We start from the raw sequence: 15,652 nt of genomic DNA, 5'->3' as shown, positions 1-15,652 counted from the left end.
TGGCCGTCACTCATGTGGCGGCCTTTTTTTTGAACAAGGGGGAATCGAAGTGATTGAAAAAAAACAACTGCGGCAAGACGTACACCGTCAAATCCGTGAACTCGGCGATCGGTCGGACCGCGACCGCGTCATCATACATACATTGACCGAACTGAAGGCATGGCGAGAGGCAGACACGGTGGCCGTCACGCTCGCCCTCGATTTAGAGATTGACACGTTGCCGCTCATCCGCTTGGCCTGGCAGGCAGGAAAAGCGGTGTTCGTGCCGAAAGTTACGAAACAGGGACTCACGTTCCATGAGATTCACTCGCTAGAAGACCTCGAGCCGGGCGTCATGAACATATTAGAGCCGACGACGGAAGCGACGGCGCGCTCGATTGACGTCTGTATCGTGCCCGGCCGCGTGTTTGACCGGGCTGGTTACCGGATTGGATGGGGAGGCGGCTATTACGATCGCTATCTCGCCACGTACGAAGGGACGACCATCGCGTTGGCCTATGACGTCCAACTGCTCGATGAGATCCCGATTGAGCCACACGACATTCCTGTCGAATTCATCGTGACGGAAAGGGAAACGATTTTATGTTCGCCATCTTCGTTGTAACTTGTCTGGTGGCCTTTGCCGGCTATCGATTGCATTCCTTAACCCGCTCCGGGGCCGTCTTGACGGTCGTGACGGGGACGGTCATCGGCTACGGCTTCGGGTGGTTCGGGCTCTATTTACTCGGTGTCTTCTTTTCGACATCGTCGCTCGCCTCGAAATATCGTGCCCGGGACAAGGAACCGGTCGATGAGATTGTTGAAAAGTCGGGCCCCCGTGATTTCGTCCAAGTGCTCGCCAACGGGGGCATCGGCATGGTGACGGCGCTCGGTATGGTGATCGCGCCGAACGACGCCTGGTTGTTCGCCTATATCGCCTCAATCGCCGCGGCGACGAGCGATACGTGGGGATCTGAGTTCGGGGTGCTCGCCAAGCAGAAGCCGCGCTCGATTCGGACGCTCCGTGAAGTCGAACCGGGCACGAGCGGCGGGGTGTCCGTGTTCGGAACGGTCATGTCGGTCGTCGGGGCCACGGTCATCATCCTCGCCTCGCTTCCGTTTATCGCGATCGATGTGACGTTCGCACTCGTCTTGATCGCCCTCGGATTGAGCGGCAGCGTCGTCGACACGTTGCTTGGGGCCACGGTGCAACGGAAATATCGATGTCGCGTGTGCGGCAAGTTGACCGAGAAGAAGGTGCATCACCATGAGCCGACAGTATACGTGTCGGGCTGGCGTTTTCTCGGCAATGACGCCGTCAACTTTTTGTCGATTGCCGCGGCCGCGACGATTAGTTTCCTCTTGTTACGATGAGGGTAGTACAGAAAATGTAGATGTTTCAAATGAATGTGAATTTTGTCACAATATCGCCAAAGTGAAAACGGTTTCCTTAGTAGTGAGTGTTTGTGAATGATGTTACAATCTTTATGTAACAGACATAACAAAAACATGAAACAGATTGTTCGAAGGGTGGAGAATCAATATGGAAACATTAAATCATGCAAAAGTAACACGCGTCGCGCTCGTCGGGGCCGGAGCGGTCGGTGCCAGCTTTGCGTATCAATTGACGACGGCAAGCCTTTGCGAGGAACTCGTCATTATCGACATCAACAAATCGAAGGCGGAAGGCGAGGCGATGGACTTGAACCATGGCGTCTCGTTCGCTTCTTCACCGATGCGTGTCTGGGCAGGGGACTATACGGACTGTGGTGCAGCAGATATCGTCGTCATCACTGCCGGTGCTCCGCAAAAACCAGGTGAAACGCGCCTCGACCTCGTCGAGAAGAATGCCAAAATCATGAAATCGATGATTGGGGACATCATGGCATCTGGATTCGACGGCATCATCATCATCGCCTCGAACCCGGTCGATATCATGACACACTTGGCTTGGAAATACTCAGGATTACCGAAGCACCGCGTGTTCGGTTCGGGAACGGTACTCGATACGTCACGTCTCCGTTACATGCTCGGTGACTACTTCAACGTCGATCCACGCAACTGCCACGCCTACATCATGGGTGAGCACGGGGACACGGAATTCGCGGCCTGGAGCAACGCCCGCATCTACGGGAAGTCGGTCGAACAGTTGCTCGAGGAGAACGACGAGTACACATGGGAAGACCTCGAAGACATCTACGTCAACGTTCGGGACGCGGCGTACCACATCATCGAGCGAAAAGGCGCGACATACTACGCCATCGGCCTCGGCCTGCTCCGTCTTGTCAAAGCCGTGCTCCGCAATGAGAACACGTTGTTGACGGTCGGCGCACACTTGGATGGTGAATACGGCTTGAACGATATCCACATCGGTGTACCGGCCATCATCAACCGCCAAGGCGTGCGTCAAGTCGTGGAAATCGAGCTGTCAGACGAAGAAAAACAAAAGATGCATCATTCGGCAGACGTGTTATTGAAAACGATGCAACCTGTCTTATAAGAACGATTGCTCGTTCTGTCATGACCGTAGTTGGCTCCTGCCACTACGGTTTTTTTATGGGCCGACGGAGAAGCGGGACAGATTGGGCCGATGCTCGATTTTGTTCTCACGCCTAAATTCCTTTAGAATGAGAGTATAGAAGGAGGTGAGCTAAAATGACAGAACCAGCTTGTTTTTGGGAAGATGTGTATCGTGCCGTCGAAGCGGGGGGGCGCATCGAGAGCGTCTTAGAGCCGTCACGCGCACTTTTATTGTTCGACATGAAAGCAGGGGACGTCTATCACCTCTACATACGGACGGATAAGGCATGGGCGAACCATGTCGCCATGGATGTCGAGGCGGTCATGAACTCGTTTCGCCTGGCCCGCATCGGCCGCGAGAAGCTCCATGTCCACATTTATGGTGACCCGCTCGTCGATGAAGAGCGGCTGTCGTCGCTCACGTTCCCAATCGCGGCGAAAGTAAAGCTCGAGATGCGGCCGTGCGCCGAAACGGAAACGTCGTATCGCCCGCGCGCGGTCGCACTCGACCAACAACGGAAAAATGAATTGAAGCAACGGTTCGCCTTTGGGAAGCCACAGTTCGTCTATGCGCTCATGTTCGTGACGTTCCTCGTCATGTGGTTCGCCGAATCGATCGGCTCCACGCTCGATCCGAACACGCTCATCCGCTTCGGGGCGAAAGTGAATCCGCTCATCGATGAAGGGGAATGGTGGCGTCTCATCACACCGATGTTCCTTCATATCGGTTGGTTCCATTTCGCGATCAACATGTTCGCGCTCTGGTCACTCGGCCCGCTCGTGGAACGGATGTATGGGTCGACGCGTTTCGCCACGATTTATCTGTTGGCGGGTGTCATCGCCACGGTCGCCTCGTATGCGTTCAGCGAAGCCATCTCGGCCGGGGCATCGGGAGCGTTGTTCGGGCTTGTCGGGGCGCTGCTCTATTTTGGCCTTCGCGACCGCTCCTTATTTATGAAGACGCTCGGTCCTCCGCTGTTTATTATGTTAGGATTAAATGTAGGACTCGCTTTCGTCCTTGGCGCTAGTTTGGATCATTCCGCACATGCGGGTGGACTCGTCGGGGGCTTTCTGATGGCGGGAGTGGTCGGGTTACCGGATGAACATGTGAAGAAGCGTCGCTTCCTATTTGCGGGGCTCGTGCTCGTGGCGTCCGGCGCATTATTTTGGCTCGGCTACAATCGATGACAAAGGAGTAACACGATGATTGAAACGTTGAAGCAACTGGTTGAAATTCCAAGTCCGTCTGGGATGACGGAAGAGGCGATCGGATTCGTCGAGCAAGAACTGACGGCACTCGGGATCCCTACGCAACGCTTGAACAAAGGGGCGCTTCTGGCGACGTTTGAAGGGGCATCGGAGCGGGCGCGCCTGTTGACGGCCCATGTCGATACGCTCGGCGCGATGGTGAAAGAGATTTTGCCGAGCGGCCGCTTGCGGTTGACGCAAGTCGGCGGCTACGCTTGGACCGCAATCGAAGGGGAGAACTGTTTGGTGCATACCGAGACTGGCAATCCGATTGAAGGGACGATTCTGATTCATCAATCGAGCGTCCATGTCTATAAAGATACGAACGGTGCCGAGCGGACGGCAGCCAATATCGAGGTACGCTTGGACGCGGACGTCCATACAGCCGAAGACGTACGGAGTCTCGGCATCGAGGTCGGGGACTTCGTCTCGTTCGACCCGCGCTTCCGTCAGACCGACGCCGGCTATATCAAATCACGTCATCTCGACGACAAGGCGTCCGTTGCCATCTTGCTTGATTTGGCGAAAGACCTGGTCGAGGCCGAGTTGCCGCATCCGGTCCATTACTTGATTTCGAACTATGAAGAGGTCGGATTTGGGGGCAACGCCGGAATCCCGGCGGCGGTGACCGAATATATCGCCGTCGATATGGGGGCGCTCGGAGACGGGCAGCACTCGGATGAGTACACGGTCTCGATTTGCGCGAAAGATTCGTCAGGGCCGTACGACCTCGGCTTGCGCCGTCAATTCACCGCGCTATGCCGGGAACATGACATCGCCTTTAAGGTCGATATTTATCCGTATTATGGATCGGACGCCTCGGCGGCAATCGGAGCCGGCTACGATGTGCGCCACGCGCTCGTCGGGCCCGGCATCGAGTCGAGCCACAGCTATGAGCGGACGCATCTCAAGTCGCTCCAAGCGACGCGGGAACTGTTATACCGTTACGTGCTCACGACGATGGAGGACGAACGATGAAAAACTTTTATGACGTCCAACAGTTTTTAAAATCGTTCGGCACGATCATTTATATCGGTGAACGCGATGCCGAGATCGGGCTCATGATGATGGAACTCGATGAATTGCATGCGGGCGGAATGATTGAACAACGGGAATACGACACGGCCAAAATTATTTTGACCCATGAATTGAAAAATTCAAGAGATTGACAGAAAAACCCCTAGTGCAAAGGTTTGCACTAGGGGTTTAATAGTGTAAACTATGGGATGAAAGCGATTTAATCGAGACGAGGAGTGGAACACATGAAGTGGTTATTAGGAATCGACATTGGTGGAACGACGGTGAAGATGGCCGTCCTCGATATGAACGGGATTATTTCTGACAAGTGGGAGATTACAACGGATATTCGTGAGAACGGGGTACATATTCCGACCGATATCGCCGCTTCATTCGAAGCCTATCTAGAAACGTCGGGCAAAGCGAAGCAAGATTTCGCCGGTGCGGGCATCGGGGCGCCAGGCTTCATCAACTTTTCTGAAGGTTTGGTCGAGTATTCGCCGAACATCGGTTGGAAAAACTTTGCGCTCGTCAGCGAATTCGAGAAAGCGGTCGGCTTGCCGGCCGTCTTAGAGAATGACGCCAACGCTGCCGCACTCGGTGAGATGTGGAAAGGGGCGGGCGAAGGCGCGTCTGAACTGCTCGCCATCACGCTCGGCACAGGAGTCGGCGGCGGTGTCATCACGAACGGCAATATCGTGCACGGGGCTGCCGGCATGGCTGGGGAAATCGGCCATATCACGGTCGAACGCGATGAAACGAAAGCGGTCATGTGTGGCTGCGGCCGCAAAGGCTGTATCGAGACGATCGCCTCGGCGACCGGTGTCGCCCGTCTGGCGCTCCAAAAGCGTAAAGACCGGACGACGTCATTGAACGAGCTGAAAGAAGTGACGGCACGTGACGTGTTCGAGGCGTATAAAGCGAACGATGTCGTCGCGACAGAGGTCGTGAACGAGATGACCGAATACCTCGGATTGACGATTTCGAATATCGCCAACACGTTGAACCCGAAGATGATCGTCATCGGCGGTGGCGTCTCGAAAGCGCGCGAAGCGCTCCTCGAGCCGCTCGACGAACAGTTCAAACGGTTCGCCCTCGAGCGCGTCTATACGTCGACGGCGTTTAAAATCGCTGAACTCGAGAACGACGCGGGAGTCATCGGTTGTGCGTGGCTTGCCCGTAAACACTTTATCCCGACTCGTGTATAACGTTTGTCCATGCACGCCTGCGATTTGATGCAGGCGTGTTTTTCATTTGGAACGGGTATGGGATAATGTAAAATTTGTAATGACGGAGTTGATTTTTTGTTAAAAAAGGGGTAAGATTTGGACTTGATATAGGACTGTTATCGTACGTGAAATGGATAACAAGCCAATTGGACTTATAAAAAAATAGGGGGACGCGAATCAGTTGATGTCGTCGCCCGTTGAACAGAGGAGGAGGCCGTCAGATGAAGTCATCTCAGAGCTTCTCGAAGCTTACTATGCGACTGAATGATACGGTCCGCGCTTCGTTTCATGAATATCGGTTATTTTGGATTTTCTCGTTATTACTTTGGACGAAGACGTACGTAGTTTACCAATTTTTCTTCAATATCCCGATTGAAAACACCGCTCAAGCATTCATTTTGCTGATCAGCCCGATCAGCTCCACCCTATTCCTATTCGCGTTCAGTTTCTTCTTTAAAGGAAATAAGCAGAAATGGGTCTTGTACATGCTGTATGCCGCAGCATCGTTCATCTTGTTCGCGGATGCGGTCTATTACCGCGAATTTACCGATTACTTGACGATGCCGGTCATCTTGCAGCCGTCGAACATGGAGACGTTGTCGACATCGTTCACGTCGCTATTGGAATGGAAAGATTTGATTATCCTCGGGGACGTGCTCGTCTTGCCGTTCATCCTATGGCGCATCAACGCGACAGCGACGGCTGCCTCTCATCGGAGAGCGCTCGTGACGTTCGCGACGGCCGTCGTCGTGTTCTTGTTCAACTTGTCGCTCGCGGAAACGGAACGTCCAGAGCTGTTGACGCGCTCGTTCGACCGGGAGCTGTTGGTCAAGAATATCGGGACGTTCAACTTCCATGTCTATGATGCCATGCTTCAAACGAAGACATCGGCCCAGAAGGCGATGGCGGACGGGTCAGAACTCGCCAAAATCGAGAAGTATACCCGTCAACACTACGCAGCACCGAACCCGGACTACTTCGGGAAGTATAAAGGCAAGAACGTCATCGTCGTCTCATTCGAGTCGGCCCAAAACTTCACGCACAACATGAAAGCATCAAACGGCGAGTACATCACGCCGAACTTGAATAAACTGATTGAAGAGTCCCACTACTGGCCGAACTATTACCATACGGTCGGCCAAGGGAAGACGTCAGATGCCGAGTTCGCACTCGACAACTCGCTATACGGACTTCCACGCGGTGCCGTCTACTTCACGAACGCCGATAACGAGTATCAGGCTCTCCCTGAATTGATTAAGGACGATAACTATTACTCGGCCGTGTTCCATGCGAACAACAAATCGTTCTGGAACCGGGACTTGATGTATAAGAATATCGGTGTCGACGAGTTCTTTGATGAGAAAAGCTATGACCTCGGCAACCCAGAGGACATGACCGAATGGGGACTGCTCGATGACAGCTTCTTCGAACAGTCGATTCCGCTGCTCGAGGAGCTACCGGAACCGTTCTATGCGAAGTTCATCACGCTCACGAACCACTTCCCGTACACGATGCCGAGCGAGGACTATGAGCTCGTGCCGAAATTCGAGACGAGTTCGACGACGCTCAACAACTTCCCGCAAGCGCTCGCGTATCAAGACTATGCGCTCGGCTTGTTCATCGACGAGTTGAAGGCGAACGGCATGTGGGACGACACGATTTTCGTCGTCTACGGTGACCATTACGGCATCTCGACGAACCATAATGACGCCATGGCCGACTTGCTCGGCAAGGACGAGTTGACGCCATACGACGTGGCCAAGCTCCAGTCCGTCCCGTTCGCGGTTCACTTGCCGGGCCAAGCCAAAGGTGAAGTGCATGAGACGATCGGCAGTCACGTCGACATGAAGCCGACGATCTTGCACTTGCTCGGAATCGACACGTCGGACACGGTCGGTTTCGGAAGCGACTTGTTATCGGAAGACCGGACGAGCCGCGCCATCTTCCGGGATGGCACCGTCATCACCGACGAGTACGTCTGGACGCAATCGACATGTTATGACGCCTCGAGCGGCGAAGCTGTCGAGGACGTCTCGCTCTGTGGACCGGATAGTGCAGAAGCAGAGAAGATTCTCCAAATGAACGATGATTTGATTTACTCCGATTTGCTCCGCTTCAAAGAACAGACCGAACAATAACAAACAGCGCCGTCCCGTTTAGCTGGGACGGCGCTGTTTGTTATACAAAAAAAGACGACCAGAGTCGTCTTCGTGCTCATTAGCCTGGAATTCCACCATAAATCAATGTCGCGACGCCGAAAAATCCGAATACGAGTACAGTAACCGCGGCGAAAGCAAGTGGAAAGAATTGGCGCTTCTTAAACGAACGGGCCATTCCCCAGATTGCAACGAGTGCAACGATGAGCGAGATCCATCCAAATGGTTCATACAAATGCATGACGAGTTCCCCCTTTATTATACGTCATGAAATTCATAAAAATTTCACTGAAATATCATTATTATTTTATCCGATAATGTAGACGCTGTCGAGAAAAGAAAGCCTCCGCTACAATTTTGCCACAATATCGATTAGAATGATGGGGGAGGTGTTCGAGATGAACATAGTAAGAATCACATCGGGCCTGGCCCAGGAGAACGGATACGTGCTCGAAAAAGAAGGCACGGTCCTCATTGTCGACCCGGGGACGGACGACCCGAAATTCTTTGAGGCGGTGGAACGGTTCGGCGGCTTGAACGCCATTCTATTGACGCATGCCCACTTTGACCATATCGGGGGAATTGATGCCTTGCGCGACCGTTACAACGTCCCGGTCTATGTCCATGAAGCGGAACGGACGTGGTTGATGGATGACGAGAAGAACGGGGCGGCGAAGTTCCATCTGCCAAGTTCGGCGATGCGACCGGCCGAACGTGTCTATCAAGGCAAGACGCTCGAGATCGGTGCGTTCACCATCGAGTTGCATCATACACCGGGCCATTCACCGGGTAGCGTCACGCTCCACATCCCGACGGAACGCATCGCCTTCTGCGGGGATTTGATTTTCAAACAGTCGGTCGGACGGACCGATTTATACGGGGGCGACCAAGCGACGTTGCTCGGGTCGATCGATCGCATGCGCCAGCTATTGCCAGGTGAGACGGTGCTCTATTCAGGGCATGGACCGAAGACGACGCTCGAGGCCGAGATTCGGTCGAATCCGTTTTTCGACAGATAACCAAAAAAAGATTGTCTCACGAGGAGACAATCTTTTTTTTTTACATTTGGAAGTTACTCCAATACGTGAAGACGACGAAGAAGACAGTCAAATAAGCGCCGAACACGTATACATACGTTTTTTCAGTGAGTTTCAAGTAGCCTAGTGCGACGAAGAAAATAGTTTGAGCTAAAAAGACAAGACCCATTACGACGAAGTCACCACTATGTTCGCTACTGCTTTGATCTCCACCGAGTGCGCCCACGAAAGCAAGCGCCGCGATCAACCCAGTCCAAAAGCCTAGGACACGGAACATTCTCGCCATGTTAATCCCCCCATACGTGCATTATTCCATTCTCATTCACTATTTTACCAACACATTCAGAAAAATGCTATGAAAACGTGTGAATTGAGCAAAATAATCGTGAAAAATATGTGAAATAACGACGTTGGACAAGGTTGTACAAAAAATAAAAAAACTTGTACAAACTATGTACAAAACGGGTATAAGGTTGTATAATCAACTTACACACACCGAACGAATCGTTCCACACATTATGAGGAGGTATTGAAATGGCAAATGAATTGATGTTCTACACGTACCCGAGCTGTACTTCATGCCGTAAGACGAAAGCATTTTTACAGGAGCAACACCTTGAGGTGAGCGAGCGCCATATCTTCCGTAACGCCCCGACCGTGGACGAATTGAAGACGTTATTGGCACTGAGCGAAAACGGAGTCGACTCGCTTCTCGCGACGAGAAGCCAGGCGTTCAAGCAGTTAGATATTGACGTCGAAGATTTGAAGTTGAGCGAGTTGCTCAAATTGATGAGCGAAAATCCAAAATTATTGAAACGTCCGATTCTGACGGACGGCAACGAAGTCATTGTCGGCTATGACAAGGCGACAATCGAGGCGTATGCCCGCCGGTTCGAATCGACAACTGCAAACGTTTCCTGACACAAGTCCACTTTCCAACGAGTGGGCTTTTTTTTATGCTCATGTTGAGGTGGCGGAGATGATACGAATGATTGAGCGAGTGATCGATGCGGCACGTACGTTGCAGGCAAGTGATGTCCATTTCATGCCGTTAGGGGACGAGGTGATGATTCAAGTGCGTCATGGGGCTCACTTGCAACGTTTGGAGTCGATAACACGTACGGACTACGAACGGTTGACCTTACATATGAAGTATTGGTGCGCGTTGACGGAGACGGATCACCGCGTACCACAGTCAGGGATGTACGCCGGGACAGACGAGGCGATCCGGGTCACGTTTCTGCCATCGTTCGATCAGACGCTCATGTCATGGCGGCTTCCGAACGCCTCGTTCCACTTAGCGGAGCTGTTAGATAATCGAGACGTCCACCGGTTCAAAGAATGGTCCACGTTGCGGCAAGGTCTGCTCTTCATCGGAGGCGCAACCGGAGCGGGCAAGACGACCGTCCTGTATGCATTCTTACAAAGTTTGGCCGGTCGACGCATCGTCACAATCGAGAATCCTCCGGAGAAACAAGTGCCGGGCGTGATTCAACTCGAGGTCAACCCGAGGGCGGGACTCGACCATCGGACGTTGTTGAAAGAGACGCTCCGGGCCGACCCGGATGTGATCGTCATCGGAGAGATTCGGACGAGTGAAGAGTTGCGGGTGGCGCATGATGCGGCACTCAGCGGTCATATGACGATCGCGACGTTTCATACGGCGAGTGTCGCCGATGGCGAACGTCGGCTCGAACAGCTCGCCGGGAAGATGGAAGTCGCGCGGCATTGGTGCATCCTGCATCGGGAAGACGAGGTGAGCTGTACATGGTCCGAGACCAATTGAGCAAGGAGTTGGCCATCATACGCCGCTTTCTCAGACTCCAGTCACGTGGGGTCGGGTTGAAGAAGACGCTCGAGACGCTCGAGTTGCATGAACGTGGAAAAATGAAACAAGTCATCCGGGAGATGCAACATCAACTTGAAGGGGGACAGCCACTCGCCAACGTGTTCGAGGGACTCGTCAGCGACCCGAGGATGCGAGAGATGCTCGTCACGGCCGAACGAGGCCATCATTTTTTGGAAGGACTTGAGCAAGTGCTCGTCTTATCGACGATGCGTCGCAATCTACGGCAAGAACTCAGCCAATTGGCACGGTACCCGCTCATGATTTTGACGATGCTGCTCGGGCTTGGTGCGATTTACGCCCTGTATATCTTTCCAAAGCTGTTGACGATGGTTGACGTCGAGACGCTCGATGGGCTGAACGCGCTTCTGCTGTCGCGTTGGTTCTTCCCAGGTCTGTTCATCGGGCTGCTCGTGACCGGGGCGGTCCTTTACTGGAACGGTCGACATGGACGGATCGTGCCGCTCCGTGTCGTCGAGCGAGGCAGGCGGCTGTACGTGACATATTTGTTCGTCAGCGAGTTGGCCCTGTTGAGTGAAGGGCAGGGCTCGGTCCGCCAAATCATCGAGCGGCTCGGACGCGGCGACGGAGAAGTGGCGAGCATCGCGAGACGGATGCATGAGCGCATGTCGGACGGATGCGAACTCGAGGCGGCGGCACGTCAAGAGCGTTTGCTCGAGCATGAGGTCGTCAGCCTGTTCGGCGTCGGGACAGTCAGCGGGGAGCTCGGTTCGATCATGACGATTCATCGGGATCTCGTGTTCGAAGAGATGGAGCTGTATTGGAAGAAGTTGATCGCCAAGGCCGAACCGATGTTATACGGTTTTTTGACGGTGATGGTCACGATGATCTTTTATACGATTTATTTGCCGGTCAAACTAATCATGTCTCAACTATGACAAGGAGGAATCTGATTATGACACGCTTCAAATCAGAACAAGGATTCACGCTCGTCGAAATGGCCGCCGTCTTGCTGATTATCTCGGTGTTGCTCTTGCTCCTCGTCCCATCGATGTCAGATGGGAAGTCACGGGCGGACAGCGTCAGTTGCGAAGGCAGTGTGCGCATCGTCGAGTCCGAAATCAATTTGTATTATGCGGAACACAAAAAGTACCCGGAGACGTTGGCGGTCATTGATCGTGCCTCGGTCGATGACGCGCTCGAGTACAGTTGTCAGTCGCTCGTATACACGTATGCACCGACGACCGGTTCGTTGACGAAACAGTGAAGCAAGACGGCTATACGTTCATCGAGACGGCGGCCGTCCTCGTCATCTTGGCGCTCCTGCTCCTCATGTCGACACCGGTCGCCCGTTCAATGGACCGATTGGCGCTATTCGATTTCACGGAGGCGCTCGTGAGCGATATCGCCGAAGTGGGACAAGCACCCTACGTCGCCGCCGACGCCTCGTGTGTGCCCCGTCTGCGTTGGTATCTGAAAGAACGGCGCTACCAAATCGCTTGCGGGACGACGCCGATTGTGTCCCGTGTGGTGCCGGACGGCGTCGAGATGAGTCTGCCGACCAATAGTGAGATCGTCTTTTCACGCACGGCGGCAACATATGCCGGACAGTGGAAGTTCTATTCAGGAACGACGATGGTGACGTTAAAATTCAGGATGGGGACGTTTGAGCCGGAGGTGTTGCGCGTTGAAGGGAAATGAGCAAGGAATCACGTTTTGGGAGATTTGTCTCAGTCTGGCGCTCTTACTGGCGTGGGTCGGTGTCGTTGCCCCGTTCGTCGAGGCGGCGACGGAGCGGGTCGAGCGCCTCGAGACGAACGTTCGCACGTATGAACGGCTCCAAGGGGAGGTGTTGCGTGATGCCGCGAACCCGAGCGGGCGCCAAGCGATCTGTGACGGCGACCTTTGCCTACCGACCCTTTGATTCGGGCTTCACTTTGCTCGAAGTGAGTTTCACGCTGTTGATGATCCCGCTGTTCATCGGGCTGACGGTCCACTTTCTCGTCCTTGGACAAACCTTTTATGAACAACCTCGGGCGAAGGTACAGACGACGCCGCAACTGTTGGTGCGGAAACTGTTTGAGAGCCGCGATTGCGATGTCGTGTCGGGCCGTCTCGTCGGTACGCACGTGCGCCCGGACGGGACGGCGTGGACGTGGACGCTCAAACAGATCGACCGGAACTTGGTCATGGTCGGAGACGGGGGAGGGAATTTACTATTTTTAAGAGGAATCGAGGCGTACCGGGTCGAACCGGTAGGAGAAGGTTTTCAAATCCAATGGACCGATCCGACCGGGCCGCGCGAGAAGAACGTGATGTGCATGCGGGCGGATACTTTGTGATGTCGACGTTGATCGTATTGACGTGGTTACTCGGCGGGGCGATGTTTTGGTATACTGATATCGAGCGAAGCACCGAACAATTGGCACTCGATGCCTTGGCAATCCGCTTCGAGGCACACGTGATGGTGGCGGAGCGGACGTGCAGGTCGACCGCGGTCGCGTTGACGAGACCGACCGGCACCATCCAATGCCGTCCACTCGGCACCGGGACGGTCGAGGTCGACATACGCCTTCAGACGGGTGAACGACATAAAGAGGTGATTTATTTCGATGACTAAACCGTTTTACATCATAGGATTTATGGGTACAGGTAAATCAAGCTTAAAACAATATCTTGCAAAATCGAATCACGTCATCGATTTGGACGAGCTGTTTGAAACACATACCGGGATGGACATCCCGTCCTATTTCGACCGTTATGGCGAAGCGGCGTTTCGGCTCCAAGAAAGCCGGCTGTTACAAACCGCGCGCGCTGACTATATCGTGACGGGCGGAGGGGTCGTCGAACGGGAAGCGAATATGGATTGGATGCGAGAACAAGGTGTCATCATCGCGCTCGACTTGCCGTTTGAGGCGTGTTGGGAGCGGATCAAAGACTCGGACCGTCCCCTCGTTCGAAATGGGAAAGCGGCCGTTCACGCATTGTATGAACGGCGCCGATCGCTCTATGCGCGCGCTGATCACGTCCTTGACGCTTCGCTCAGCACGGAGGCCATCGCGCTTACATTGAATCAGTTGAAGGAGGTAGAAGGATGATTTGGATTAATCTTGGCATAATCGTGCTCGCGCTTGTCGGGCTCGGCTTGTATGGATTCTTATTGTACCGTAATAAAATGAAGACGGATCTTCGTCGCGTGAAGCGCTTGACGGAACGGTTCCAAATCCGCGCCGATGTCATTCAAGGGCTCGTCAATGAAATCAAACAGCACGTCGATACGGTCAATGCATCGGTGAAACAGATGAAGGCCTATTCGGTGAAAGTGAAGGACGAGACGATGGAATTGAAACAGGCGACCGTCGGCTTGACGAAAGAAATTAAACGGACCGCTGGAATCGAACGCCCAGACGTTTCCACTGAGACCAAAATATGAAATAATGAGGATGAAAACGTTTTCGTTTTCCATCCTCTTTATTTTTGCCCATTTTAGCTAGGCAGAGCCACAAAAAATTGATAAAGTGGAATAGAAAACGAAATATTTCACAGAATACATTATTTACGTTCGGGATTGGGGGATAATATGGAGAAAGTATCGTTAAAACGTACGCCTTTATATGATTTGATTTCCGTAAAGGCGAAGATGGTGGATTTTGCGGGGTTTGAGATGCCGATCATGTTCTCGTCGATTAAAGAAGAGCATCAAGCGGTTCGCACCAACGTCGGGATGTTCGACGTGTCGCACATGGGGGAGATTCGCATCGAAGGACCGGATGCGCTCGAGAACGTGCAACGTCTCGTCACGAACGATGTGTCAAAATTGCAGATCGGTCAGGCGCAATATAATTTGTTCTGTCTACCGAACGGCGGTGTCGTCGATGATTTGCTCGTCTATCGACTCGATGAGGACGCATTTTGGCTCGTCGTCAACGCTTCGAATATCGACAAAGACGTGGCGCACGTCCGTGCATATGCCACAGGGGACGTCACGGTGACGGATGAGTCGGACGCCTATGGTCAAATCGCCATCCAAGGACCGCTGGCAGAACAAGTGCTCGGCCGGTTGACCGATTTGCCGCTGGCCGACATCAAGTTTTTCCGGTTCATGACCGGTGACGTGGCCGGCGTGTCGACCATCGTCTCACGCAGCGGCTACACGGGGGAGGACGGGTTTGAATTGTATGCCCGCGCCGAAGACGTGGCCGCCATCTGGTCAGCGTTAGAAGCCGAAGGCGTCACGCCATGCGGACTCGGCTCGCGTGACACGCTCCGGTTTGAAGCGTGCCTTCCGCTCTATGGGCACGAGCTCGATGAGACGGTCACTCCGTTCGAGGCGAACTTGAACTTTGCCGTCAAACTCGATACCGATTTTATCGGCAAGGATGCCCTCGTGAAGCAAAAAGAAGACATCCCGCGCCGTTTGATCGGCTTGCGCCTGCTTGGGCGTGGCATCGCCCGTCAAGGTGCGACGGTCGAAGTCGACGGGGAGACGATTGGCGTTGTCACGACCGGTACGATGCCACCGACGGTGAACGAATCGATCGCCTGGGCACGCGTCGACCGCCGTTTCGCGGAAGCGACACACTTTATCGTTGAAGTTCGGGGTAAAAAAATAGAAGCCGAACGTGTACCGACACCGTTTTACAAACGTAAATGATACAG

The 15,652-nt window shown here is 53.6% G+C and carries 22 protein-coding genes; 20 read left to right on the top strand and 2 right to left on the bottom strand.

Translation table 11 applies throughout. The features are described 5' to 3' along the window. Positions 1–49: 49 nt before the first annotated feature. From KNO58_RS09075 to KNO58_RS09040, 8 genes are all read left to right on the top strand, one after another. Positions 50–604, top strand: coding sequence for a 5-formyltetrahydrofolate cyclo-ligase (locus KNO58_RS09075; RefSeq protein ID WP_214753252.1), 555 nt, complete (start codon positions 50–52; stop codon positions 602–604). Next, entirely contained in the window at positions 583–1,353 is a 771-nt protein-coding gene (locus KNO58_RS09070) for a DUF92 domain-containing protein (RefSeq protein ID WP_214753250.1), read from the top strand. The genes KNO58_RS09075 and KNO58_RS09070 overlap by 22 nt, the downstream gene beginning before the upstream one ends. Before the next feature lie 169 nt (positions 1,354–1,522). Further along, positions 1,523–2,479, top strand: a complete 957-nt coding sequence (locus tag KNO58_RS09065; RefSeq protein ID WP_214753248.1) for an L-lactate dehydrogenase — start codon at positions 1,523–1,525, stop codon at positions 2,477–2,479. Between the two features lie 155 nt (positions 2,480–2,634). Then, the gene (locus tag KNO58_RS09060; protein ID WP_214753246.1) at positions 2,635–3,687 is read left to right on the top strand and encodes a rhomboid family intramembrane serine protease; all 1,053 of its coding nucleotides are present in this window, start codon (positions 2,635–2,637) and stop codon (positions 3,685–3,687) included. Positions 3,688–3,702: 15 nt separating this feature from the next. Further along, positions 3,703–4,725 carry a M42 family metallopeptidase gene (locus KNO58_RS09055; protein WP_214753244.1) on the top strand — a complete coding sequence of 341 codons (1,023 nt, stop codon included), beginning with the start codon at positions 3,703–3,705 and terminating at the stop codon, positions 4,723–4,725. Then, positions 4,722–4,916 carry a YqgQ family protein gene (locus tag KNO58_RS09050; protein WP_021065735.1) on the top strand — a complete coding sequence of 65 codons (195 nt, stop codon included), beginning with the start codon at positions 4,722–4,724 and terminating at the stop codon, positions 4,914–4,916. The genes KNO58_RS09055 and KNO58_RS09050 overlap by 4 nt, the downstream gene beginning before the upstream one ends. A gap of 93 nt (positions 4,917–5,009) precedes the next feature. Beyond that, entirely contained in the window at positions 5,010–5,972 is a 963-nt protein-coding gene (locus KNO58_RS09045; RefSeq protein ID WP_214753242.1) for an ROK family glucokinase, read from the top strand. Positions 5,973–6,214: 242 nt separating this feature from the next. Then, positions 6,215–8,131: an LTA synthase family protein gene (locus tag KNO58_RS09040; protein ID WP_214753239.1), complete on the top strand. Its 1,917-nt coding sequence runs from the start codon at positions 6,215–6,217 to the stop codon at positions 8,129–8,131. 79 nt (positions 8,132–8,210) lie between these two features. Here KNO58_RS09040 and KNO58_RS09035 read toward each other — a convergent pair whose 3' ends face one another. After that, positions 8,211–8,390: a DUF2759 domain-containing protein gene (locus KNO58_RS09035; protein ID WP_029595254.1), complete on the bottom strand. Its 180-nt coding sequence runs from the start codon at positions 8,388–8,390 to the stop codon at positions 8,211–8,213. A 157-nt stretch (positions 8,391–8,547) separates the two neighbouring features. Between KNO58_RS09035 and KNO58_RS09030 the strand changes: the two genes are divergently transcribed. Further along, the gene (locus KNO58_RS09030) at positions 8,548–9,168 is read left to right on the top strand and encodes an MBL fold metallo-hydrolase (protein ID WP_214753237.1); all 621 of its coding nucleotides are present in this window, start codon (positions 8,548–8,550) and stop codon (positions 9,166–9,168) included. A gap of 40 nt (positions 9,169–9,208) precedes the next feature. Here the strand turns inward: KNO58_RS09030 and KNO58_RS09025 are convergent, their stop codons facing one another. Then, on the bottom strand, positions 9,209–9,472 hold the full coding sequence (locus tag KNO58_RS09025; protein WP_021067727.1) for a DUF2626 domain-containing protein: 264 nt from the start codon (positions 9,470–9,472) through the stop codon (positions 9,209–9,211). Positions 9,473–9,720: 248 nt separating this feature from the next. Here KNO58_RS09025 and KNO58_RS09020 point away from each other — a divergent pair, with 248 nt between their 5' ends. The 11 genes from KNO58_RS09020 (at position 9,721) to gcvT (ending at position 15,647) form a co-directional block, all read left to right on the top strand. Further along, positions 9,721–10,107 carry a Spx/MgsR family RNA polymerase-binding regulatory protein gene (locus tag KNO58_RS09020; protein ID WP_021067726.1) on the top strand — a complete coding sequence of 129 codons (387 nt, stop codon included), beginning with the start codon at positions 9,721–9,723 and terminating at the stop codon, positions 10,105–10,107. 58 nt (positions 10,108–10,165) lie between these two features. Then, a complete protein-coding gene (locus KNO58_RS09015) occupies positions 10,166–10,972 on the top strand; it encodes an ATPase, T2SS/T4P/T4SS family (RefSeq protein WP_214753235.1) in 807 nt (268 codons plus the stop codon). Next, entirely contained in the window at positions 10,954–11,931 is a 978-nt protein-coding gene (locus tag KNO58_RS09010) for a type II secretion system F family protein (protein WP_214753233.1), read from the top strand. Before KNO58_RS09015 ends, KNO58_RS09010 begins: the two co-directional genes overlap by 19 nt. A 17-nt stretch (positions 11,932–11,948) precedes the next feature. Beyond that, positions 11,949–12,260, top strand: a complete 312-nt coding sequence (locus KNO58_RS09005) for a prepilin-type N-terminal cleavage/methylation domain-containing protein (RefSeq protein WP_214753231.1) — start codon at positions 11,949–11,951, stop codon at positions 12,258–12,260. Beyond that, positions 12,257–12,694, top strand: a complete 438-nt coding sequence (locus KNO58_RS09000; RefSeq protein ID WP_214753229.1) for a prepilin-type cleavage/methylation domain-containing protein — start codon at positions 12,257–12,259, stop codon at positions 12,692–12,694. The genes KNO58_RS09005 and KNO58_RS09000 overlap by 4 nt, the downstream gene beginning before the upstream one ends. Further along, positions 12,681–12,917 carry a hypothetical protein gene (locus KNO58_RS08995; protein WP_214753227.1) on the top strand — a complete coding sequence of 79 codons (237 nt, stop codon included), beginning with the start codon at positions 12,681–12,683 and terminating at the stop codon, positions 12,915–12,917. Before KNO58_RS09000 ends, KNO58_RS08995 begins: the two co-directional genes overlap by 14 nt. After that, a complete protein-coding gene (locus KNO58_RS08990) occupies positions 12,853–13,335 on the top strand; it encodes an SRPBCC family protein (RefSeq protein ID WP_214753225.1) in 483 nt (160 codons plus the stop codon). Before KNO58_RS08995 ends, KNO58_RS08990 begins: the two co-directional genes overlap by 65 nt. Further along, positions 13,335–13,613, top strand: a complete 279-nt coding sequence (locus KNO58_RS08985; protein ID WP_214753223.1) for a hypothetical protein — start codon at positions 13,335–13,337, stop codon at positions 13,611–13,613. Before KNO58_RS08990 ends, KNO58_RS08985 begins: the two co-directional genes overlap by 1 nt. Continuing rightward, positions 13,606–14,091: a shikimate kinase gene (locus KNO58_RS08980; RefSeq protein WP_251026164.1), complete on the top strand. Its 486-nt coding sequence runs from the start codon at positions 13,606–13,608 to the stop codon at positions 14,089–14,091. Before KNO58_RS08985 ends, KNO58_RS08980 begins: the two co-directional genes overlap by 8 nt. Beyond that, entirely contained in the window at positions 14,088–14,426 is a 339-nt protein-coding gene (locus tag KNO58_RS08975) for a hypothetical protein (protein WP_214753221.1), read from the top strand. Before KNO58_RS08980 ends, KNO58_RS08975 begins: the two co-directional genes overlap by 4 nt. A gap of 147 nt (positions 14,427–14,573) precedes the next feature. Beyond that, positions 14,574–15,647 carry a glycine cleavage system aminomethyltransferase GcvT gene (gene gcvT / locus KNO58_RS08970; RefSeq protein WP_214753218.1) on the top strand — a complete coding sequence of 358 codons (1,074 nt, stop codon included), beginning with the start codon at positions 14,574–14,576 and terminating at the stop codon, positions 15,645–15,647. Positions 15,648–15,652: the final 5 nt, after the last annotated feature.

The sequence above is a fragment of the Exiguobacterium sp. J17977 genome (genome assembly GCF_018616375.1).
Classification (GTDB): domain Bacteria; phylum Bacillota; class Bacilli; order Exiguobacteriales; family Exiguobacteriaceae; genus Exiguobacterium; species Exiguobacterium mexicanum.
This window is presented reverse-complemented; position numbering and strand designations above follow the sequence as displayed.